At 35.6% G+C, this 23,334-nt stretch carries 16 protein-coding genes; 10 read left to right on the top strand and 6 right to left on the bottom strand.

Annotated elements, in window-relative coordinates; genetic code table 11:
- Nucleotides 1-109: 109 nt before the first annotated feature.
- Nucleotides 110-4,777, bottom strand: a complete 4,668-nt coding sequence (gene dnaE, locus ACM39_RS04690; protein WP_048509855.1) for a DNA polymerase III subunit alpha — start codon at nt 4,775-4,777, stop codon at nt 110-112.
- Nucleotides 4,778-5,001: 224 nt separating this feature from the next.
- On the opposite strand from dnaE, the gene ACM39_RS04685 reads away from it, so the two are divergent.
- A complete protein-coding gene (locus ACM39_RS04685; protein WP_048509854.1) occupies nt 5,002-7,074 on the top strand; it encodes a thiamine pyrophosphate-dependent enzyme in 2,073 nt (690 codons plus the stop codon).
- 222 nt (nt 7,075-7,296) lie between these two features.
- The gene (locus tag ACM39_RS04680; protein ID WP_048509853.1) at nt 7,297-8,322 is read left to right on the top strand and encodes a bestrophin family protein; all 1,026 of its coding nucleotides are present in this window, start codon (nt 7,297-7,299) and stop codon (nt 8,320-8,322) included.
- Nucleotides 8,323-8,325: 3 nt separating this feature from the next.
- Here ACM39_RS04680 and ACM39_RS04675 read toward each other — a convergent pair whose 3' ends face one another.
- Nucleotides 8,326-8,784, bottom strand: coding sequence for an Lrp/AsnC family transcriptional regulator (locus tag ACM39_RS04675; RefSeq protein WP_048509852.1), 459 nt, complete (start codon nt 8,782-8,784; stop codon nt 8,326-8,328).
- A gap of 145 nt (nt 8,785-8,929) precedes the next feature.
- Here ACM39_RS04675 and ACM39_RS04670 point away from each other — a divergent pair, with 145 nt between their 5' ends.
- Nucleotides 8,930-10,156, top strand: a complete 1,227-nt coding sequence (locus ACM39_RS04670) for an aminotransferase class I/II-fold pyridoxal phosphate-dependent enzyme (RefSeq protein ID WP_048509851.1) — start codon at nt 8,930-8,932, stop codon at nt 10,154-10,156.
- A gap of 44 nt (nt 10,157-10,200) precedes the next feature.
- Here ACM39_RS04670 and ACM39_RS04665 read toward each other — a convergent pair whose 3' ends face one another.
- Nucleotides 10,201-11,205, bottom strand: coding sequence for a glycosyltransferase (locus ACM39_RS04665; protein ID WP_048509850.1), 1,005 nt, complete (start codon nt 11,203-11,205; stop codon nt 10,201-10,203).
- A 203-nt stretch (nt 11,206-11,408) separates the two neighbouring features.
- Here ACM39_RS04665 and ACM39_RS04660 point away from each other — a divergent pair, with 203 nt between their 5' ends.
- Both ACM39_RS04660 and ACM39_RS04655 read left to right on the top strand, forming a co-directional pair.
- On the top strand, nt 11,409-12,416 hold the full coding sequence (locus tag ACM39_RS04660; protein WP_048509849.1) for an SDR family NAD(P)-dependent oxidoreductase: 1,008 nt from the start codon (nt 11,409-11,411) through the stop codon (nt 12,414-12,416).
- 41 nt (nt 12,417-12,457) lie between these two features.
- Complete coding sequence (locus tag ACM39_RS04655) at nt 12,458-13,273, top strand: helix-turn-helix domain-containing protein (protein WP_048509848.1); 816 nt, start codon at nt 12,458-12,460, stop codon at nt 13,271-13,273.
- 31 nt (nt 13,274-13,304) lie between these two features.
- On the opposite strand, the gene ACM39_RS04650 is transcribed toward ACM39_RS04655, so the two are convergent.
- Nucleotides 13,305-14,468 (bottom strand): class I SAM-dependent RNA methyltransferase, encoded by a 1,164-nt coding sequence (locus tag ACM39_RS04650; protein ID WP_048509847.1) that lies wholly within the window; start codon nt 14,466-14,468, stop codon nt 13,305-13,307.
- Between the two features lie 135 nt (nt 14,469-14,603).
- Between ACM39_RS04650 and ACM39_RS04645 the strand changes: the two genes are divergently transcribed.
- Nucleotides 14,604-15,329: an SAM-dependent methyltransferase gene (locus ACM39_RS04645; RefSeq protein WP_048509846.1), complete on the top strand. Its 726-nt coding sequence runs from the start codon at nt 14,604-14,606 to the stop codon at nt 15,327-15,329.
- Complete coding sequence (locus ACM39_RS04640) at nt 15,329-16,054, top strand: ZIP family metal transporter (protein WP_048509950.1); 726 nt, start codon at nt 15,329-15,331, stop codon at nt 16,052-16,054. Before ACM39_RS04645 ends, ACM39_RS04640 begins: the two co-directional genes overlap by 1 nt.
- Nucleotides 16,055-16,132: 78 nt before the next feature.
- On the opposite strand, the gene ACM39_RS04635 is transcribed toward ACM39_RS04640, so the two are convergent.
- Nucleotides 16,133-17,506, bottom strand: a complete 1,374-nt coding sequence (locus ACM39_RS04635; protein WP_082140528.1) for an OmpP1/FadL family transporter — start codon at nt 17,504-17,506, stop codon at nt 16,133-16,135.
- Nucleotides 17,507-17,565: 59 nt separating this feature from the next.
- Nucleotides 17,566-18,594, bottom strand: coding sequence for a prolyl-tRNA synthetase (locus ACM39_RS04630; protein WP_082140520.1), 1,029 nt, complete (start codon nt 18,592-18,594; stop codon nt 17,566-17,568).
- Between the two features lie 144 nt (nt 18,595-18,738).
- Here ACM39_RS04630 and proS point away from each other — a divergent pair, with 144 nt between their 5' ends.
- From proS to ACM39_RS04615, 3 genes are all read left to right on the top strand, one after another.
- Nucleotides 18,739-20,214 carry a proline--tRNA ligase gene (gene proS / locus ACM39_RS04625; RefSeq protein WP_048509948.1) on the top strand — a complete coding sequence of 492 codons (1,476 nt, stop codon included), beginning with the start codon at nt 18,739-18,741 and terminating at the stop codon, nt 20,212-20,214.
- 128 nt (nt 20,215-20,342) lie between these two features.
- Entirely contained in the window at nt 20,343-21,641 is a 1,299-nt protein-coding gene (locus ACM39_RS04620; RefSeq protein ID WP_048509844.1) for an OmpA family protein, read from the top strand.
- A 113-nt stretch (nt 21,642-21,754) separates the two neighbouring features.
- Nucleotides 21,755-23,089, top strand: coding sequence for an Nramp family divalent metal transporter (locus tag ACM39_RS04615; RefSeq protein WP_048509843.1), 1,335 nt, complete (start codon nt 21,755-21,757; stop codon nt 23,087-23,089).
- Nucleotides 23,090-23,334 lie beyond the last annotated feature (245 nt).

Genomic DNA, 23,334 nt, shown 5'->3' with positions numbered 1-23,334 from the left:
TATTTTTTTTAAAAATCAAATAATTATTTACCTTCTTTTACATTAATTAAAAAACAAAAAAAGCAGCAAATTTTGCTGCTTTTTATATATTATGCAATTATGTTTAAATTTAATTCAAATAAAATTCATATTTTTTTAACAATTGAATATCTTTAATTAATTCTCCGCTGAGGTTTACGGAATGTTTCATAGATTGTACTTCTATATGAGAATCATCTTCAATATTCTTTATAAAAAACTTTAACTTCTGATTTCCCTGATTTCTCTCAAGCACACTTCTGAAAAACGTTAAATCCTCCGCCCGCACATCCATCACGTCCATCACCAGAGAAATACTTTTTGCAAACCTTTCAAAAGCCTCCTGAAGCTCAATCACATCATTTACATTCACAAAAACCCGTCCATCTTTTACCTGAGCAAATTTAATCTTAAAAATAACAAACCTCTGAACTTCAAGTTTTTCCTTCAGTCTCATATAATCCCTATCTCCTAACCTGAAAGAATACGACCCTGAATAGTCCTCCAATGTCACAAAAGCAACCTTTTCTCCACTTCGGAATCCGTCCTGAACCCTATATTCCGTGATAAGGCCTGCTACTGTATACTCTTTTCCAGCTCCTCCGTTCTCTCTTTCTTTTTGAAGAGTTTTCCAGTCTTTTTTCTTCTCTTCAAACAATTCTTCCTGTTTATTAGAAAAAGCCTGCTCTTTATAAGCATCTACCTCATCAAGATTTAAGAATAAAAAGTTACCTTTTGGCTCTGCTTTTTTCTTTACCTCTTCAATGATTTCTTCCTCCCCTGCTAAAATTTCATCAGAAACAATTTCTGTCAAATCAGCAATCTCGTCCTGAGACTCCTGTTCGAGAATCGGAACTTCATCTATAACCGCTTTACCATCTTCCTCCTTTTCCAAAACCTGCTGTTTTGAAAGCTGCCCCTGCATAAACTGGAATTGATATTTAAATTCATCAAGCGGGTGGGCAGAAAGATAGAAACCAATAATTTCTTTTTCTTTGTTCAATTTATGCATATTTGGCCATTCCGGACAAGGAAGTAACTTGGGCTGTTCAATTTGCACTTCCTCAGCAAAATCTGCAAAAAGAGAATGCTCCATTTCATTTTTACTTTCCTGGAAGCTTTGTCCGTATCTGATCAACCTTTCGAGGTTTGTTCTTCCAGCCATATCAATATCAAAGTACTGGCCTCTGTGATAAGAATCCAATTCATCGAAAGCTCCTGCCAGCACTAGACTTTCCGCCACTCTTTTATTCATTTGGGAAGGTAAAATTCTTTCAAAAAAATCATAAATATTTTTGAACCTTCCATTTGCTTTTTCTCTTGTAATCGCTTCACTCGGCCCCTCCCCGATTCCTTTAATTGCTCCTAAACCAAAACGGATCTGACCTTTTTCGTTTACAGAGAATTTATATTGAGATTCGTTCACATCCGGACCTAAAACATCAACTCCGATACTTTTACAATCTTCCATAAACATGGTAATTGAATCTGTATTGTTAATGTTATTACTCATTACGCTTGCCATATATTCAGCAGGATAATTGGCTTTCAGATACGCAGTCTGATAAGCAATTAATGCATAACAAGTCGAGTGAGATTTATTAAAGGCATATTCTGCAAAGGCCTTCCAGTCATTCCATATTTTATTTAATCTATCTTCATCAAGATTGTTTTTCTTACCGCCTTCAATGAATTTAGGGTACATTTTATTAAGAACATCGATCTGTTTTTTACCCATCGCTTTTCTCAATGTATCGGCTTCACCTTTTGTAAAATTCGCCAATTTCTGTGATAAAAGCATTACCTGCTCCTGATAAACGGTAATCCCGTAGGTTTCTTTTAAATATTCTTCAGTTTCAGGTAAATCGTAGACAATTTCTTCAATTCCGTGTTTTCTGTTGATAAAGTTTGGAATATATTTAATAGGACCCGGGCGATAAAGAGCATTCATGGCAATAAGATCGGCAAAAACCGTCGGTTTTAGCTCTCTCATATACTTTTGCATTCCCGGACTTTCATATTGAAAAATACCGACTGTTCTTCCTTCTTTAAATAACTGATATGTTTTCGTATCATCCAATGGAATTAGATCCGGATCAATATCAATATTATGTCTTTGCTTAATTAATTTTAAAGCATCTTTAATAATTGTCAGCGTACGAAGACCAAGGAAATCCATTTTAAGAAGCCCTGCACTTTCCGCTACCGAGTTATCAAACTGCGATACTAAAATATCGGCATCTTTTGCAGCAATAGTCACCGGAACCAGATTACTCACATCTTCAGGCGTTATAATAACTCCACAAGCGTGAATCCCTGTATTTCTGATGCACCCTTCCATTTTTTTAGCACTTGCCAATACACTGTGGCGATGATCGTCAGGGCTATCAAGAACATATCTCATCTCATCAACAAGCATCTGTTCTTCAGGCTTTAATTTATCATACTTTGCCAGAGCCTTCGCAATATTCATCCCCGGTGTGGAAGGAATAAGCTTAGCAATATTATTGGTATCAGGAATCGGAACATCTAAAACCCGCCCTGCATCTTTTATCGCTGATTTTCCACCAAGAACCGAATAAGTAATGATTTGTGCGACCTGGCTTTGTCCATATTTTTCAATTACCCATTTGATAATTTTGTCTCGACCTTCATCATCAAAGTCAATATCAATATCAGGCATGGAAACCCTTTCAGGATTCAGGAATCTCTCAAAAAGGAGATCATATTTAATAGGGTCAACATTAGTAATTCCGATAGTATAGGCTACTGCGGAACCCGCCGCAGAACCACGCCCAGGCCCAACCCAAACACCCATTTTCCGGGCTTCATTACAGAAATCCTGCACAATCAGGAAATAACCGGGATATCCTGTATTCGCAATTACATCCAGTTCGAAATCAAGGCGTTCTTTAATTTCATCTGTAATTCCGGCATCCCCATACCTTTTTTTCGCTCCTTCATACGTCAGATGAGTCAGATATGCCATTTCCCCACGCTTTCCTCCGTCTATCTCATCTTCAGCATGAATAAATTCCTCAGGAATATCAAACTTAGGAAGGAGTACATCTCTTTTTAAAGTATAAGGTTTAAATTTTGCCGTAAATTCTTCGTACGCTTCAAAAGCATCAGGATACGCTAAAAACGTTTCTTTTATTTCATCAGAATTTTTAATATAATATTCCCCTGTCGCAAGGCCTCTTCTTTTACCAAACCCCTTCCCTACGGGAGTTGCCAGCTTTTCCCCATCTTTAATACAGCTTACAATATCCTGAATGTTAGAATCATCCTTATTGGTATAATAGGTTTCGTTCTGAGCTAAAATTTTGACATTATATTTATCTGCAAAATGCAATAAAACATCATTTAAATGCTCTTCTTCAGGAAGTTGATGATTTTGAAGCTGAACATAAAAATCATCCTTAAAAGTATCTTTCCACCATCTGAAAAGCTCTTCCCCTTTTTGTTCCCCCGTATTGAGGATCGCATCAGGTATATCTCCGTTTATTCCAGACGTTAAGGCAATAAGCCCTTCTTTATATTCAGCAATCAATTCTCGGCTAATTCTCGGAACTCCAAAATAAAAACCTTTCAAAAATCCTATACTCGAAAGTTTCGCTAAATTTTTATATCCATTAAAATCTTTCGCCAAAAGAACAACCTGCGTTCTTCTATCGGGATCATCTTTGGTAAACTGCTTCTGTTCATAACGGTCAGAAATATAAAATTCACAACCTACAACGGGAATTAAAGGTTCAGAAACAGGTTCAGTTTCATTAAATTCTGTTCCGTTTTCTTCTGCTTCCTGTTTTTTTGCTAAATATTCTTTATATTTTTTCGCTCGATCTCCATTTGCACCTTCAACCGCAGAAACGAATTTGAAAGTTCCCATCATATTTCCCAAATCTACCATTCCGACAGCCGGGAAATTATCATCGGAGGCTCTTTTTATCAAATCTGAAATACTGGAAGTGGCCATCAACGTTGAAAAAACACTGTGATTGTTGAAATTGAAATATTTTCCTAAATCAATTTCATCAATACTTCCGAAATCATTTTGCTTTTTCTTATTATTGAAATCCGCAACCTGTCTTCTGATAACAATCCCGAAAGGTTTTATCGGATCAGGATAAAGCGTTTTAAAATAAGTAAGCTGATCTTCTGAAATTTTTAAAACTTCAGCCGGAATCACTCCAATTCTCATCATTTCGAAGAAAACCTGAGCAGTTGCATTGACATCGGCCGCAGCATTGTGTGCCTCATCAAATTTATGCCCATACAATTTTTCGTAAAGTTCTTCCAATTTCGGAGGTTTGAATCTTCCTCCACGACCACCTCCAAGCTGACAAAAATCCGTTCCCAAAATCATGGTATCAGCTCTTGGCTTCTCCTGAAGATTATCGTGTATATTTTTTCGGTAAAATTCTGCTCCAACGATATTATAATCAAACTCAACATTGTGTCCGGAAACGACCCGTACTTTTTCTAAAACTTTTGAAAATTCTTTTAGAATCTCTTCTAAATCACGACCTTCTTCATTCGCAATTTTAGTAGTAATTCCGTGAATTCTCGCGGCATTGAAGGGAATATCATATCCTTCGGGTTTTATAATATAATCCTGATTTTCAATCAATGTCCCGTCATCATCGTGCAACTGCCAGGCAATTTGAACCATTCTTGGCCAGTTGTCTGAGTCTGAAAGCGGAGCGTTAAAATTCTTTGGTAAACCAGTGGTTTCTGTGTCAAAAACTAAATACATGTATTTTTCCTAGCTTTTATTAAAAAAGAGAATGTAAAGTTAATTTAATTTTTTGTCTTTTGAAATTAGTTTTATAAATCATCGTGAGTTACAGTATATATTTTTTGTAACCTATTTTTGTATTCCAATAGTATATTTTAAATAAATCAAGCTGATTATCATCAAATTATCGGCAAACACTAACGAGTGTTAGTATTTTGTTTTTTTATGTATATTTGCTTTCTATGGAAAATACACTTCACGAAAAAGTTTCTCAGGATATTTTACTAAAAGCTTATAACCATATGATGCTAGCCAAAGCTATGGCAGATATCTATGAAGAAAACAGAAATGTTTGTAAATATGTTCATAGTACATCAAGAGGCCACGAAGCAATTCAGCTGGCTACAGCTTATCAGTTGAAAAAAGAGGATTGGGTGTCTCCCTATTACAGAGACGAGAGCATTCTTCTGGGCATTGGTTTTGAACCTTATCAATTGATGCTTCAGCTATTGGCAAAAGCTGACGATCCTTTTTCCGGAGGCAGATCCTATTATTCCCACCCTTCAAGCAGAGACGAAAACAAACCAAAAATTATCCATCAAAGTTCTGCAACAGGAATGCAGACCATTCCTACAACGGGAGTTGCCCAGGGGATAAAATACATTCAGGATTTTGAATTACAACAATTTGAAAACAATCCTGTTGTTGTTTGTAGTCTTGGGGATAATTCCGTAACGGAAGGCGAAGTGAGTGAAGCACTTCAGTTTGCAGCTTTGCATCAGCTTCCAATCATTTTCCTGGTACAGGATAATGAATGGGGAATTTCCGTAACCAAAGAAGAAGCAAGAACCTGTGATGCCTATGATTTTGTTGCCGGATTTTCAGGTCTGGGAAGAATGAGAGTGGACGGAACAGATTTCATTGAAAGCTTTGAGGTGATGAAAAAGGCTGTTGATTTTGTAAGATCAGAGAGAAAGCCTTTAGTTGTTTGTGCTAAAACTGTTCTTATTGGCCATCACACTTCCGGCGTAAGAAGAGAATTTTATAGAGATGAAGAGGATTTAACAAAACACAGAGCAAAAGATCCGGGAGAAATCCTGAGAAAACAATTGCTTGAGACCGGAATAGACGAAGAATTATTAAAACAAATTACAAAAAAAGCGAGGCTGGAAGCAGAAGAAGCTTTTCAAAAAGCTCAAAATGCAGAAGATCCAAAACCTGAAACTGTAACGCAACATGTTTTTGCACCGACTCCAATTACGGAGGAAGCCGGAACCCGCGAACCAGCCGGAGGTGAAAAAATTGTAATGGTAGATGCAGCTATTCACGCAATCCAGGAATTAATGTGGAAGCATCCCGAAGCTTTACTTTACGGCCAAGATGTAGGAGAAAGAATTGGTGGAGTTTTTCGTGAAACAGTGACGTTAGGGAAAAAATTCGGGAGCAAAAGAGTTTTCAACACAGCTATTCAGGAAGCTTATATCATCGGTTCCACAACAGGAATGAGCGCGGTGGGTTTAAAACCTATTGTTGAAGTACAGTTTGCAGACTATATTTATCCGGGAATCAACCAGTTAATCACTGAAATTTCAAAATCAAATTATTTAAGCGGGGGAAAATTCCCTGTTAGCAATATCATCAGAGTTCCGATTGGAGCTTACGGCGGCGGCGGGCCTTACCATAGCGGCAGTGTTGAAAGTATTTTAGCTAATATTAAAGGTATTAAAATTGCTTACCCAAGTAATGCCGCAGACTTTAAAGGCTTAATAAAAGCTGCTTATTATGACCCGAACCCTGTTGTGATGTTGGAGCATAAAGGTTTATATTGGAGCAAGGTTCCGGGAACTGAAGATGCAAAAACAATTGAGCCGGCTGAAGATTATATTTTACCTTTTGGAAAAGGAAAAATCATTATTGAAGCCGATAAACAAGAAACTGAAAAAGGCAGAACTTTATTAATTGTAACTTATGGAATGGGAGTTTACTGGGCGAAAGAAGCTGCTAAAAACTTTAATGGAAGAGTTGAAGTTATCGATTTGAGAACATTAATCCCGCTCGATGAAGAATTGGTTTTTGAAAGAGTAAAAGCCCACGGAAAATGTATTGTTCTCACAGAAGAACAGCTTAACAATTCATTCGCAGAAGCTTTCGCACACCGTATTTCTAGAAACTGCTTCAAATATCTTGATGCTCCGGTGGAAACCATGGGCTCGTTAGATTTACCAGCAGTCCCAATCAATTTAATATTAGAAAAAGAGATGCTTCCAAATGCCGGAAAATTGAGTCGGAAAATTGAAGAATTACTTCATTATTAATACAACCAAACCTCTAAAATTTTAGAGGTTTTTTTATACATTTTATCGTATTTTTCGTAGACTTGTGTTAAGTATAAAAACTAAATTCAGGTAAATTATTATGGTAAAAGGTTATCGTCAGCCTTTCTCGTTTTCTTGATATATTTAAAATTACAATTATTAACATATTTTAGTTGGTATTTATTTTGCTTATCCCTTTTCCTCTAATTCCTTACACAAATCATGATAACAACAAAATACTTCAATTACAGACAGGTTCTTAATTTATCCGGGTTTCATTTAATCTGGATTTCCATATGGTGCACGTTGATTGCTACTCTATTCTACTTTTTCAACTGGGAATGGATGACAATTCCGTGGGTTCCCGTTGCATTGATTGGTACTGCTGAAGCTTTTTTGGTCGGCTTTAAAAATAATCAGGCATACGACAGGCTTTGGGAAGCCCGAAAAATTTGGGGAGGAATTGTGAATTCCAGTCGTTCATTTGTTTCAATGCTGTATGCTTTTGATACAGAAAACGGAAATATTAATAATTTGGAAGATAGAAGAAAAAAAATTGCTTATCGACATATCGCCTGGCTCTACGCCTTTCGTGAGCAGTTATTGATTCCTACAGAATGGGAGCACATCAGTACCGAAGAAGAAAAATTCCATCATATCAATCAAAGACGCAACAGGCTGATTAAAGCCGGATTTCCTGATTACGGAAGGACTCCTATTTTTTTACATAAATATCTTTCTCAGGAGGAATTTGGGTCACAATCAGAATATAAAAACTTTGCCACATATTTGATTTCATTACAGGCAAAGGAAATCAACGAACTAAAAAATACAAAAAACATTACAGATTTCAATCAAACACAGCTTCAGGCTTGTTTAAATGAATTCTACGGTTATCAGGGGCAAGCCGAAAGAATCAAAAAATTTCCTTCTCCAAGACAGTTTGCAAGTACAGCTTTTATTTTTAATATTCTTTTCATCACCTTATTACCTTTAGGTTTGGTGAATGAATTTGCAAAATTAGGCGATTGGGGAATCTGGACCTGTATTCCTTTCTGTATCATTATAGGCTGGATTTATATTATCATGGAATTGGTTGGTGATTATTCCGAAAATCCTTTTGCAGGACTGATGTTTGACGTTCCTATGCTGTCAATTTGCCGAACCATCGAAATAGATGTGCTCCAAATGATTGGTGAAGAAGATCTTCCTGAACCAATTTTATCTAAAAACGGAGTTTTGGTTTAAAATTTAAAGAACTATTGCGGTTGTATTTTTTACCTCAGAAATCATAAATGAACTGTGAGTACTTGCAATATGCTGTAAAGTCGTCAGTTTTGTCAGCATAAAATTTCTGTAATCTGCCATATCTTTCACACAGATTTTGAGAATATAATCATAATCACCGCTTACATGAAAACATTCCGTTACTTCCTGTAAATTCATCACTTCTTTTTCAAATTGAAGGACATATTCTTTTTTATGCTGACTCAGTTTTACATGGCATAGAACCACGAAATCTTTTCCAATTTTATGTTTATTCAAAAGCGCAACATATTTTGAAATTACACCTGTATTTTCAAGCTTTTTTATACGTTCATAAACAGCCGTTACCGATAAACCAAGCTTGTAAGACAATTCTTTAGTCGTTTGTTTAGAATCTTCCTGTAAAAAAAGAAGCAGTTTTTTGTCAATTTCATCAAAGCTCATAGATATTTTTTTGGTAAGAGTTTGCAAAAAACAAATATAATAAACATTTTTTCTATTAAAATGAATATTAATAGATTTATATTCTGATAATTAAGATTTTTATTGTTATAATTATGAAATTAATTCATTTTTAAGCAAAAAAATCATGGAAGATTTCAATGCGGCAAACGAAATTCAGGATTTGCAATATTTTGGCGAATTTGGTGGAGTTAACCCCTCAATTTCAGATAGTTCTACATATACATTTCTTTCTGCAAAGACCATGTTTGATACATTTGAAGGAAATGCAGACGGATGTTATTTATATTCAAGACATTCATCCCCAATGAATCTGTATCTTTCTCAGGCATTAGCCAAAATGGAAAACACAGAAGCAGCCAATGTCACGGCATCAGGAATGGGTGCAATCACTTCTGTTTTAATGCAGATTTGCAAAAGTGGTGACCACATTATTTCGAGCAGAACAATTTACGGCGGAACCTATGCTTTTCTGAAAAATTTCCTTCCTCCATTCAATATTGAAACCAGTTTTCTAGATATTAATAATTTTGAGGCGATTGAAAAAGCCATTAAACCTAACACAAAAGTTATCTATTGTGAAAGTGTCAGCAACCCTCTTTTGGAGGTAGCCGATTTGAAAAAATTATCTGAAATAGGTAAAAAATATAACGTAAAGCTTATCGTCGATAATACATTCTCTCCACTTTCCATTTCTCCGACTTTACTGGGAGCTGATGTCGTGATTCATTCTTTAACGAAATTTATTAACGGAAGCAGTGATACCGTCGGCGGAGTGTATTGTGCGAGTCAGGAATTCATTAACGACACTAAAAATGTAAATACGGGAGCTTGTATGCTTCTAGGTCCTACGATGGACAGTTTCCGTTCCGCAAGCATTTTAAAAAATCTCAGAACACTTCATATAAGAATGAAACAACATAGCCACAATGCAATGTATTTGGCTGAAAGATTCGAAAATGACGGGCTAAAAGTTTCTTATCCGGGATTAAAATCCCACAAAAACCACGAATTAATGAAAAGTATGATGCATGAAGAATACGGATTCGGGGGGTTATTGACATTAGATGCAGAGACTACTGATAAAGCAAACGAATTGATGGAAATGATGCAGAAAGAAAATCTTGGTTACTTAGCCGTAAGTTTAGGATTTTATAAAACATTATTTTCTTGCTCTGGAAGCTCAACATCATCCGAAATTCCGGAAGAAGAACGCTCAGCAATGGGTATTTCCGATGGATTGATCAGATTCTCAATTGGTCTTGATCACGATATCGAACGAACGTATCAAAAGATGAAAGAATGCATGCTGAAAGTAGGTATTCTTAACCATGAAACCATCTCTATATTCTAATTATTGTTATAAAAGCTGCTGAAAATTTCAACAGCTTTTATTTTTTAATCTTTATGAAAATGTTTTGGAAAGGCATCTTCAGGTTTCATTTTGAAAATATTCAACAAAATCCATGATTTTAAAAAACCATATCCATAAGAAAACATCTGAATATAAGTGGAAATCACTGCCATTCCTGCAATACTGATATTTTTAGTAACCAACAAGGCATGCACTAAAACTAAAAAGGTATATAATCCGTAGAAAGCAAGAATAATCCCTCTTCCTATGATGAAATATTCTAAAAACCCCATAATATACCCCAACAAAAATAGGGTGGGAAAAGCAAAGGAAATTTTCACATAATTTGGATGTCTTTGATTAAGAATCGGTCTTGCACAGCCAAATTGATATACTTGTTTTGAGAATTTACCAAAATCAACTCTACGTTTATGATACACTGCTATATTATCAAAAAAAGCTGTTGTATAATTATTTTCCCAAAGTGTCATCGATAAATCCGGATCTTCCCCTATCCTCATTTCTGAAAAACCTCCTACCTTATCGAAAATTTCTTTTTTCACCCCCATATTGAAGCTTCTGGGCTGAAATTTTGAAACCGCTTTTTTGTTTCCTCTAATACCTCCTGTTGTGAAAACCGACGTCATAGAATAGGAAATTGCTTTTTGCATAAGATTGAAGCCTTTATGCGCTTTATCTGCTCCACCAAAGGCATCACAAGGAATTGTAAGAATGTCTTTTTTAATATTTTCAATATAATCTTTCTCTACAATTACATCACTGTCTACGAAGACAAGCCATTCGTTTCCAGCTCTTTTTGCTCCATAATTTCTGGATAAACCAGGTCCCGAATTATCTTTTCGGAAATATGTAATATTTAAAATCGAATCAAAATTACTAATGGTAGGTTTTAAATCTATGAAAGAACCATCATCTACAATTATGATTTCAAACTCTTTGTCAGTCTGTGAATTAAGGGAATTCAGCAGTTCAAAAAGTTCATCTTTTCGATTAAAAATAGCAACGACGATGGAAATTGTAGGCTTCAAATTGAAAATTTATCAAAATTACTTATTCAAATAAGAATGCGCAAATAGTTTAATATAAATTATGAGATTCTAAAATTTTAAATGGATTATGAAAAATATTCACTTTCAATTTTCCGAATTCTAAGCAAAGTAATTTGACATTTTAAACAAAATTAATGAACAAAAGCTAGATTAATTTTGTCTTAGAAATTAAAATAAATAAAATGATACAGAATAATTTACAGCATCCTGTTAATTCAGGGTTTACTGCACAATCAGCAAGTCAAGATGTAATTAAAGGAATAGATCTTACGGGAAAAACAGCAATTGTTACAGGAGGATATGCCGGAATTGGCCTTGAAACCACAAAAACACTCACTTCAGCAGGCGCAAAAGTTATCGTACCCGCAAGAGATATTGAAAAGGCGAAGAAAAATCTTTCGGGAATTGAGAATATAGAAATTGAAAAATTAGATCTGATTGATCCTATATCTATTGATGTCTTTGCAGAAAAATTCATTTCTTCAAACAGAACTTTGGATTTACTCATTAATAACGCAGGAATAATGTGGGTTCCGTTGAAAAGAGACGGCAGAGGAATTGAATCACAATTGGCAACCAATTATTTAGGGCAATTTCATCTCACCGCAAGATTATGGCAGGCTCTAAAAAAAGCAAATACGACAAGAGTCATTAATGTCTCTTCATACGGGCATCAGATGTCACCTTTTAATTTTGAAGACCCAAATTTCGAACATAGAGAATACAAAACACTCCTAGGATACGGGCAGTCAAAAACCGCAAGCAATCTCTTTGCCGTAGCATTAAATGAAAGAGCAAAAAACTTTAATATAAGAGCTTATTCACTTCATCCGGGCTCTGTATACGGCACCGATTTAGGCAGAGAAGAACCTATCGATTTGTATATCCAAATGGGAACCCACGATAAAAACGGAAAAATAAAGCCTGACGTTGAAGCAAAATTGAAAACTATTCCGCAAGGTGCAGCCACGACAATTTGGTGTGCTACAAGCCCGCTTCTGGAAACTATTGGCGGAGTATATTGTGAAAACTGCGATATTGCAGAAATTGACAACGGACAAATAGAACATAGATTTGACGAACCCTCAACTATCAGAGGTGTACAACCTTATTCTATTGACAGAGAAAATGCAGATCGGCTATGGAAACTAAGCGAAGAAATGATCGGCTTAAAATTCAATATAGGGTAAATTGTTTTGATTAAATTTATCTTAAATAATTAAGAAAAAAAATGGATTTTCAGATTAAGTATATTACTCCGGACATTAAACTTTCCACTTATGACGATAAACTGTTTAAAACTGAAACGGTTTTTGAGTTCCACATGCTGGTTTGGTTTATATCGGGTGAAACAAAGATTATTCAGGCAGACAAATCATATTTGTTCAAATCCGGTGATATTTTTCTGATTCCGAGAAATCATTTAGCAACAATCATTAATTATCCAAAAGACGGGCTTCCTCATAAAGCAGTCGTAATGCACCTCAATAAAGATCGATTAAAAGAGTTTTATTCAAAAATCGAAGTTGAAAATAAAATTATCCGTGAAGAATCTATAATTTATAGTTTTAATAAACATCCCTTACTGGAAAGTTGTATTGCATCTCTGATTCCTTATTTTGACTTGAAAGAATCTCTTCCCGAAAATATTGCATCATTAAAAATCTCTGAAGCGATAAGTATTTTAAGAGAAATTGATAAAAACATAGACATGGTTCTTGCTGAATTTGAGGAACCTGGAAAAATTAATCTGGCAAATTTTATGGAAAAGAATTATATGTTTAATATGCCTTTGGAAAGATTCGGATACTTAACAGGAAGAAGTTTATCAACCTTTAATCGGGATTTCAGGAAAATTTTTCAAACCACACCTCAACGATGGCTTACCCAAAAACGACTAGAGCTCGCATATTATCATTTGTCAGAAAAGAATAAAAAACCTTCTGATATCTTTATGGAAGTCGGTTTTGAAGATCTTTCCCACTTTTCCTATGCTTTTAAAAAACAATATGGGTTTGCCCCCTCTTTGGTGAGGCAGATTTATTAAAAATCAAAGCCTTCCGATGGAAGGCTTTATACTACTTATCTTCAAGTTTATGAATTTTTTTCGTTCCCTCATACATTTCGTATTGAAGGAATCTCGTTTCCAGCTTTCCATTGAAAAGTTTAATTTTTCTTGACGGGCGAAGGCCAATCTTTTTCACCGCTTCCAAATCGGAGGAAATCAGCCAAGCCAGAGTATTCGGATAATGCGTTTTGAAGGTGTCCCCTATTTTTTTATAAAAATCATCATCATTAATAGAAATTCTCTCATCATACGGCGGATTAAAGACCATCAATAACGGAAAAAGTTCTTTTTTAGAATCGAAGAAGTTTTGCTTTCTCACTTCAATTATATCTTCCATTTCAGCCGATTCGATATTCATTCTTGCCGCATTCAGCATTCTTGCATCGATATCGTAGCCAACAATTTTTCCTGTAAATTCTCTTACTCTATTGATTCTGAATTCTTTAATTTTAGTAAATAAATCTGCATCATAATTATTCCAGTTTTGAAAAGCAAATCTCTTTCTGAAAATCTGAGCCGGAAGATCCAACGCAATCATTGCAGCTTCAATTAAAAGCGTTCCCGAACCACACATTGGGTCAAGAAAATTACCTTTTCCATCCCAACCTGCCAATTGCAGCATTCCGCTTGCTAAAACCTCATTGATGGGAGCTTCTCCCTGCTCTTTTCTATACCCCCTTTTAAACAAAGGATCGCCTGAAGAATCCAGGGAAATAGTCACCAATTCCCTGTCAATGTGAAGGTGAAATTTGATGTCCGGGCTTTTAGGCTCTACATTCGGGCGTCTTTTGAATTTATCCTGAAAATAGTCTACAATCGCATCCTTCATTTTCAATGTCACAAACTGGGAATGCTTGAATGTTTCCGAATTTACCGTCGCATCAATCGCAAATGACTGATCAACATCCATAAACTTCTCCCACTCCATTTTAAAGAGTTTGTCATAAAACTGATGCTGATTAAAAGCTTTAAACTCATGAATCGGAACTAAAATTTTTAAGGCTGTTCTTGCAGAATAATTAATTTTATAAAGGAATCCTAAATCACCCTCACAGTTTACTGCCCGGTTTTTAACTTCCACTTTTCTCCCGCCCAATTTTTTGATTTCTTCTGCTAAAATCTGCTCCAGTCCGAAGAATGTTTTTATCTGAATTTCTAAATTTCCTATATCCATATATAATAATTAAAAGCATAAGTGATTAATTATTAAAAGATTAGATGTCGATTTTTTCCAACAATCGAATCTTTCAATCTTTCAATGTTTAAAATACTTTGCCTTTTACCGCACAAATTTAGTTATTTTTGCATTATGGAATGGTTTGAATCTTGGTTTGATACACCTTATTATCATTTGCTTTATAGTAACAGGGACTATACAGAAGCGGAAAACTTCATCACAAAACTTACTGCAGACCTTGAGCTGCCACCAAACTCTAAAATAATTGACCTTGCTTGCGGAAAAGGAAGACATTCTGTTTTTTTAAACAAATTAGGATATGACGTTTTGGGATTAGACCTCTCCAGACAAAGTATAGAATTTGATAAACAGTTTGAAAATCAAACATTGCTTTTCGATGTTCATGACATGAGAAACCCAATTGATGCAGATCCTATGGATGCTGTTTTCAATCTGTTTACCAGCTTTGGATATTTTGATAATGAAAATGATGATAAAAAAGTTTTTCAATCTGTCTATAATGCTTTAAAACCGGGAGGTTTTTTTGTTCTGGATTATCTGAATGAAGAGTTTGTAAGAAAAAATATCGTACCGGAATCTACCATTACACGTGGTAATATTGAGTTTAAAATTTTAAAGAAAATTGAAGGCAGGCACATCATCAAAGACATTCGTTTTGAAGCAGATGGAAAGCCTTTTCATTTCTTTGAAAAGGTAAAACTTCACACTTTGGAGGCTATTAACTCCTATGCAACCTCATGCGGTTTTGAAAGAATAAAAATATGGGGAGATTATCAATTGAATGAATTTAATAAAGAAACTTCCCTTCGTTGCATTAATTTATTTAAGAAAAAATGATAACAGTACTTTTACTGATTTTAAGTGTCATTGCAGGAGTATTTCTTGGAAAACATTTCGGTAAAAAAGAGAAATTGGCGAAAAATTTATTGATTTTAAGTGCCGGATTTTTAATTACCATATGTTTAAACGAAGTTTTTCCGCAGGTTTATACCTCAGAAGCAGGCAGCAGCCTTGGAATTTTTGTGATTGCAGGTGTCTTACTGCAAATGATTCTGGAAGCCTTAACTAAAGGTTTCGAACACGGACATTTTCATCATCACAGTGAACATAATATTCTTCCCGTTGCTTTAATGGTAGGACTTTTCGTTCATGCTTTTATTGAAGGAATACCTTTGGCAAATGAAGAACATGAATTATCACCCTATCTTTTAGGCATTGTTTTTCACAATCTTCCTATTTCGTTCATTTTGGGAGCATTTTTATTTAACAGGAAAGGAGAATCTAAGGGTTCATCTTATCCATCGTTATTAATTGTTGCTTTATTTGCATTAGCATCACCAATGGGAATGCTGTTAGGAAATTATTTTAACCCTGATTTACAGCCTTATTTCTTGGCAATTGTAGGAGGAATTTTCCTGCATATCTCTTCTGTAATTATTTTTGAAAGCAATAAAAACCATAATATCGATTGGGTGAAAATAGGATTGGTTATTTTAGGGGTTTCTTTAGCTTTAATCATGCATCTTTTTCATCACCATCCTCACGCAGGACATTCACATTAATTAAAATCAAAAAATATAAAGGCTCCGAATTTAAAAATTCGGAGCCTCAATTTAATCACTCATTACACAATCTGGAAATTAGAATTTCCATCCCAATGTAAGAAAGAAGTTATTTCTAATGCTTTTTACATCTGAAACAATGTAAGAATCACTTTCAATTACATTTCCTGATGAATAATAGGCAGAATTAATTCCATTCGCTGTGTCTACTATACCATACATAAAAGGATTGGTATACTTAGATGATACATTTTGATAAGTTGCATCTACATAGAACGAACCGAAATCATACCCAAGGCCAAAAGACAAAGCATTTCTGTCACTTAGAATAAGATTGTTAAAAGATTTATCCGATGCAGTACCATCACTATTAAACTGACTTACCGTCAAAGCATCGATTGGGCTTGAAGCATAAGAATAACCTCCTCTCAATCTCAGTTGTTTCAGTCTGTATTCTGCTCCAACTCTTACTTCAGATAAGTTTTTATAATTATCTTTAAAGAAATTATTAATTTCTACATCTGCACCGCTATATTCTTTATACTTAGGTCTTGTAAGCCCCAAAGTATAGTCAACATCTAATGAGAAGTTTTTATTTGGAACAAAAGCTGCACTTACACTTGCTTTAAGCGGTGAAGTGAATCTTCTGTTCTCAACTGCTGAATCGTCACCGTAGATAGGATCATCATAAAAGTTGTAACCTCTGTCGATTTCCCAGAATGTAGGTGTTTCAATAGATGCTCCTAATCTGAACATTGGGCCAACTTTACCAATTACTCCTAATGAAGCCGAGAAACCATTTGCTCTTTCAGAGAAAGGAGTTTCATTTTTATCAAAAATCTCACTGTAATTACTTGTTCTAGAATTAAACTGAGCACTATCCCACTGGTCAATATTAGCATTTAAAAAGTTTAAACCTAAACCAAAATAAACACTGTTGTTATAGTTGGCTCCAACTCCGAAACTTGTTTTAGATAAATAACCTGTTCTGCTGTAAGCATGTCCTCCAAAAGAAGCATCAAGATCTGTATTTATAATATTGCTGTTTCCAGGAGTTTCAATATAATTATCTAATGATTGATTAGAAAAATTAACTCCAACATTGATAAACTTCCAAGCACTTTCAGACATCAGTTGAAATGTCATTACTGCTCCAACATTTCCTAAATCTCCCTGAGTTTTATTATATGAAACTGATGATCCCGCTAATGAGCTTGTATTTTTATAGTTTGAGATAGACAATGTTCCCGAGACTTCACCGGCAATAGCCACTCCTAAACCAGCAGGGTTTGTAAGTAAAGAATTTGCATCACCTCCTAAAGCTCCGTTTGCTCCTCCCATTGCATTAAATCTGGAAGAACCCACCATCGGAGTGCTTGAATACGCATCAATAGAATTCCTGATTATAGATACATCCTGAGCCTGTGCAAAAAATGCAGCAGAAATACTCATTAATACTAAAGATTTTTTTAACATTATTATTTAATAGTTATTACGTTTGAGAATATAGATTATCTTCTGAAGCCACCGCCTCCACCGCCGGATCTCATTCCGCCGCCTGAAGAACCACCGCTCCTGAAACCGCCGCCACCTCCATTGAAGCCGCCGCTACTTCTGAATCCGCCACTATCATTACTTCTAAACCCGCCATTGTCATATCTAGGCTGAGATTGTTGTGGCTGTTGTTGATAATTGTTTGGTCTACGGAATCCGCCAGAAGATTGGTTTCTAGTTCCATTCATATTTCCATTTCCTTGTCTGAAACCACCGTTTTGTCTGTATCCTCCATTAGTTCCGGAATTTCTGAATCCTCCGCTAGTAGTTCCATTATTATTTCTAAAACCTGAACCGCTATTTCTGATGATTGAGTTTTTATTGCTATTACCAAAGCCTCCGTTATAAGTGTTTCCGTTCATACCACTTCTTCTATAGATTGGCCTGTTGTAATATCCATTACCCCAGTATCCGCCTCCATACCATCCGCCATAATAAGGATATCCGTAACCACCCCAGAATGGGTCATACCAACCACCCCAATAAGGTGAGTATCCCCAGCCCATTCCCCAAGAGCCACCCCAGCCCCATGAAAGACCAAGACCCCAGCCCCAGCCTCTGTTCATACCCCAATAAGGGCTATACCAACCTCCCCAACCCCATGGAGAACCCCATCCCCAAGAGTTATCGTAATAGTTGGTTTGAGAACCTGCAAATGCTCCCCAGTCAGAGTCTGTAGCTGTTCCGTTCCAGTTATAGTCATTCCAGGAATCATATCTGTTTTCTCTGGAATTCGCTTCAGCATTCTGGATTAGATTAGAATCATTTTGATAATAATCATAATACTCTCCTACTCTGTTTCCGCCATCATTGATGATCACTCCTTCAGGCAGGGTATCTTTATTAGGGTCGTAATATACCCCATCTCTCTCGCTGTACCCACCCATCTGAGCACCACAAGAAACCAAAAGCAATCCGCTTGATATTGCCAAAATCCCTTTAGATTTTAACATCCCAAACAAATTTTTATGTATATTTCTTTTCATGATAACGTAAAGATTTTTAATTTAAATTATATTTGCATCCTGTACCAAAAATGTACCAAAAACACTCGTAAAAAATCTATCAAAAATAGATTTTTATTTTTAGATAACAATAATAGCGAAAAGTTAAAAAAATTAAAAAAAATAATGGCAAAATTAACCTCAAGAAGCGAAGATTACAGCAAATGGTATAATGAGTTGGTTGTTAAAGCTGACTTAGCTGAAAACTCAGGAGTAAGAGGATGCATGGTTATCAAACCATACGGCTATGCAATCTGGGAGAAAATGCGTGACGAAATGGATAAAAAATTCAAAGAAACTGGTCACGTGAATGCTTATTTCCCGCTTTTTGTGCCCAAGAGCTTGTTTGAAGCTGAGGAAAAAAATGCAGAAGGTTTTGCTAAAGAATGTGCGGTTGTAACACACTATAGATTAAAAACAGATCCAGACAACCCTTCAAAACTTATTGTAGATCCTGAAGCAAAATTGGAGGAAGAATTAATTGTACGCCCTACATCAGAAGCAATTATCTGGAATACTTATAAAAACTGGATTCAGTCTTATAGAGATCTACCAATATTAATTAACCAATGGGCAAACGTGGTTCGTTGGGAAATGAGAACACGTCTTTTCTTAAGAACAGCAGAATTCTTATGGCAGGAAGGCCACACTGCTCATGCCACGAAAGATGAAGCGGTAGAAGAAGCAGAAAAAATGAATAAAGTATATGCAGATTTTGCAGAAAACTTTATGGCAATGCCTGTCATTCAAGGATTAAAAACTCCTTCTGAAAGATTTGCAGGAGCCGATGAAACGTATTGTATCGAAGCATTAATGCAGGATGGAAAAGCGCTACAGGCAGGGACTTCTCACTTCCTGGGGCAGAATTTCGCAAAAGCATTTGACGTAAAATTCACCAATAAAGAAGGAAAAATAGAGCACGCCTGGGCGACATCTTGGGGGACGTCTACTCGTTTGATGGGTGCATTAATTATGACCCACTCTGATGATTTAGGATTGGTATTGCCTCCTACTCTGGCTCCGATTCAGGTGGTGATAGTACCTATTTTTAAAGGTGAAGAACAATTAAACCAGATCAGCGAAGTCGCTCTAGATATTCAGGAGAAATTAAAAGCTAAAGGTATTTCAGTAAAATTCGACGACGATACCCAAAATAAACCGGGCTGGAAATTTGCAGAATATGAATTGAAAGGAGTCCCTGTAAGAATAGCAATGGGACCAAGAGATTTGGAGAACAAATCTGTAGAAATTGCAAGAAGAGACAATTTAACGAAAGAAACTCATTCTATTGAAGGTTTAGATTCTTATATCGATGAATTATTGAAAACAATTCAGAAAGATATGTATCAAAAAGCGTTTAACTTTAGAAAGGAAAATCGTACAAAGGTTGACACTTATGAAGAATTTAAAAAAGTTTTAGAAGAAAAAGGAGGTTTCATCTATGCTCATTGGGATGGAACTGCCGAAGAAGAAGAACAAATCAAGAATGAAACAAAGGCAACTATCAGATGTATTCCTTTAGATGATGATATCGAAGAAGGGGTATCTCTAATTTCAGGAAAACCTTCAAAAAGACGGGTTTTATTTGCAAAAGCTTATTAAAATCCACCTCAATAAATTAACAGATCTTTAAAAATTCACGTAATTTTTAAAGATTTTTTTTTAAAAATGATATTTGGACTATTTTTTGTTTAATTTTATGTCAACATTAATCTTAAAATAAATTTATTATGTCATTAAATGTTATTGATTTAATTAAAGGACAGTTAGGTCCCGCATTGGTAACTCAGGCTGCGTCTCAGCTTGGAGAAAGTGAGTCAGGTATTTCAAAAGCAATAGGAGGGCTACTGCCTGCTGTTGTGGGAGGATTAGCAAACAATTCGGATAATCCCGGAGTTTTGGATGCTATTACCAATGCCTCGTCTAGTGGAATTTTAGGGAACTTATTAGGAGGTTCTTCTAATAACTCTATTATTTCTACTCTTTTGTCCTCAATTTTTGGTGACAAACTTGGTGGATTAGTAAATACGATAGCTACGTTTGCCGGAATTAGTAATAATTCATCAAGCTCCTTACTAAACTTAGTTACAGGAGCTACAATAGGAACTATCGGAAAGTATGCCGCTGATAATAATTTAGACAAATCAGGAATTTCAAGTCTGTTAAGTGATCAGAAAGGAATTATTTCTACTTTATTACCTGCAGGATTGTCTTTAGCTTCATTAAATTTTGGAGATTGGGCTAAAGGATACAAGTTTGACAATGATAATGATACAATAAAGAAAACGGTTCAGGAAGAACCAAAAATCGAAGTTACGAGAAGTACAACTCCTACAGGAACTTTCCCTGACAGGGATACTAATAAGGGTGGCAGTTCTATCTGGAAATGGCTTCTTCCGCTTCTATTATTGCTTGCAGCAGGATATTTCCTTTGGAAGCAATGTGAGAAAAATAAAAATACGACAACACCAGCTTCAACCACTGATTCTACAACAGTTTCAAGTGATACAGCAGCAGTTGTCAGTGACACGGGAGCAACAGCAACAACGTCTAAAGTGGATGAAAATATCGACTTAAACGGAACAGCTCTTAAAGGTTACAGAGGAGGAATGGAAGATCAGATGATTACTTTCCTAAAATCCGGTGATTACAAGAATGCTGCAGATGACAGTGCTTTGAAAGATAAATGGTATGATTTTGACCATGTAAACTTCAAAATTGGAAGTGCAAGTGAATTAGAAGCAGGATCTGAAGGTCAGTTACAAAATTTAGTGGCTATTTTAAAAGCTTATCCGGATGCAAAAATCAAAATCGGTGGATATACTGATAAAACAGGAGATGAAGCTAAAAACATAAAGCTTTCCGGTGACAGAGCTAATTTCATTAAAGGCTGGCTGGATAAACAAGGAGTTGGTTCTCAAGTGTTGGGAGCAGAAGGATATGGAAGTAAATTTGCTACTGTAGATGCTAAGGCTACTAATGAAGAAAGGGCAGTTGACAGAAAAATGTCTGTAAGATTCGCTAAATAAGTCTTAGAACAAATAAAAATTTATTCCCGAAAATTACTTTTCGGGATTTTTTTTGTTTCATCATGTTATATTTACATTTATTTAATTAAATTTGTTAGTCATTTCTAACATTTATGAATTTTAATTTAAAAAGCGCTTGGCGTAAAGATAAAACGTCACATTCTTTATCAGAGGTTTATTCATCAATAAAAGTTCCTAAAAACGGAAGTTTTTGGAGAAAATATCTTGCCTTTGCCGGGCCGGGCCTGATGATTGCAGTAGGATATATGGACCCGGGAAACTGGGCAACAGATATTGCCGGAGGTGCTCAGTTTGGGTACACTTTACTTTCAGTTATTTTAATTTCAAATATTTTCGCGATGGTTTTGCAGCATTTGTCCGTAAAGCTGGGTGTGGTAGCTGAAAGAGATTTGGCTCAGGCCTGTAGAGATCATTTTAGCCCTACTACTAATTTTATTCTTTGGATTTTTTGTGAAATCGCCATCGCCGCCTGTGATCTCGCTGAAGTTATCGGATCAGCGATTGCATTAAACCTGCTTTTTCACATTCCTTTGACTTGGGGAATTGTAATAACTACAGTAGATGTCTTAGTTATTCTTTTATTACAGGCAAAAGGCTTCAGATGGATCGAGAGTATCGTTGGAGGTTTAATTTTCATTATTCTGGCTTGTTTCATTTATGAAATAGTTATTTCTCAACCTGCTTTTAATGAAATTTTAGGAGGGCTGGTTCCTCAAAAAGAAATCATTCAAAATCCGGCAATGCTTTATATTGCTATCGGAATTTTAGGTGCAACAGTAATGCCTCACAATTTGTACTTACACAGCAGCATTGTACAGACCCGGGACTATACTCGCGACAGAGAAGGTAAAAAAGAAGCGATAAAATTTGCAACTTTAGATAGCACTGTCTCTTTGATGCTTGCTTTTTTCATTAATGGAGCTATTTTAATTCTCGCAGCGGCAACTTTCCACACAACAGGAAACAAACATGTCGCAGACATTCATGATGCATACAAAATGCTGACTCCAATTTTAGGAGCCTCTATGGCAAGTATTGCTTTTGCCGTCGCATTACTGGCATCAGGTCAAAACTCAACGCTGACGGGAACTTTAGCCGGGCAAATCGTAATGGAAGGTTTTTTGAATATCAAACTAAAACCTTGGCTGAGACGTTTAATTACCCGACTGATTGCTGTAATTCCGGCTTTGATTGTCGCTATACTATATGGAGAAAAAGGAACCACAGAACTGTTGGTTTTAAGTCAGGTTATTTTATCTATGCAGTTGAGTTTTGCGGTTGTTCCATTAGTTATGTTTACGAGTGACAAGGCAAAAATGGGCGAATTTGTAAATAAACCTTTCATGAAAGTTTGTGTTTGGATTATCTCGTTCATTATTATTATTTTAAATCTTTATCTTTTATATCAGACGTTTTTTGGAGAATAATTTTAAAGCTTATCTCAGTACGTTTTTGTACAATGGCAAATAGAGGCAAAAATTTCCTTTTTTGTGTAGAAGAGGGCAATTTTTTCAACAGGATCCCTTCATAGCCCCGATAGAAACCGTTACCCTGCAGCAGGACCGGCAGAAAAGCTACTTACTGCACGAGGAGTATGAGTGAATAGCGGGAATAGCTTCTAAAAAATTGAAGATTGGTAGTTTAGTTATTTAATAAATTCCTGCCTAAATGT

Source organism: Chryseobacterium sp. FH2, from assembly GCF_001045455.1.
Taxonomy (GTDB): Bacteria; Bacteroidota; Bacteroidia; order Flavobacteriales; family Weeksellaceae; genus Chryseobacterium.
The sequence above is the reverse complement of the archived record's forward strand: the minus strand, read 5'-3'. Positions and strand labels throughout refer to the sequence as shown.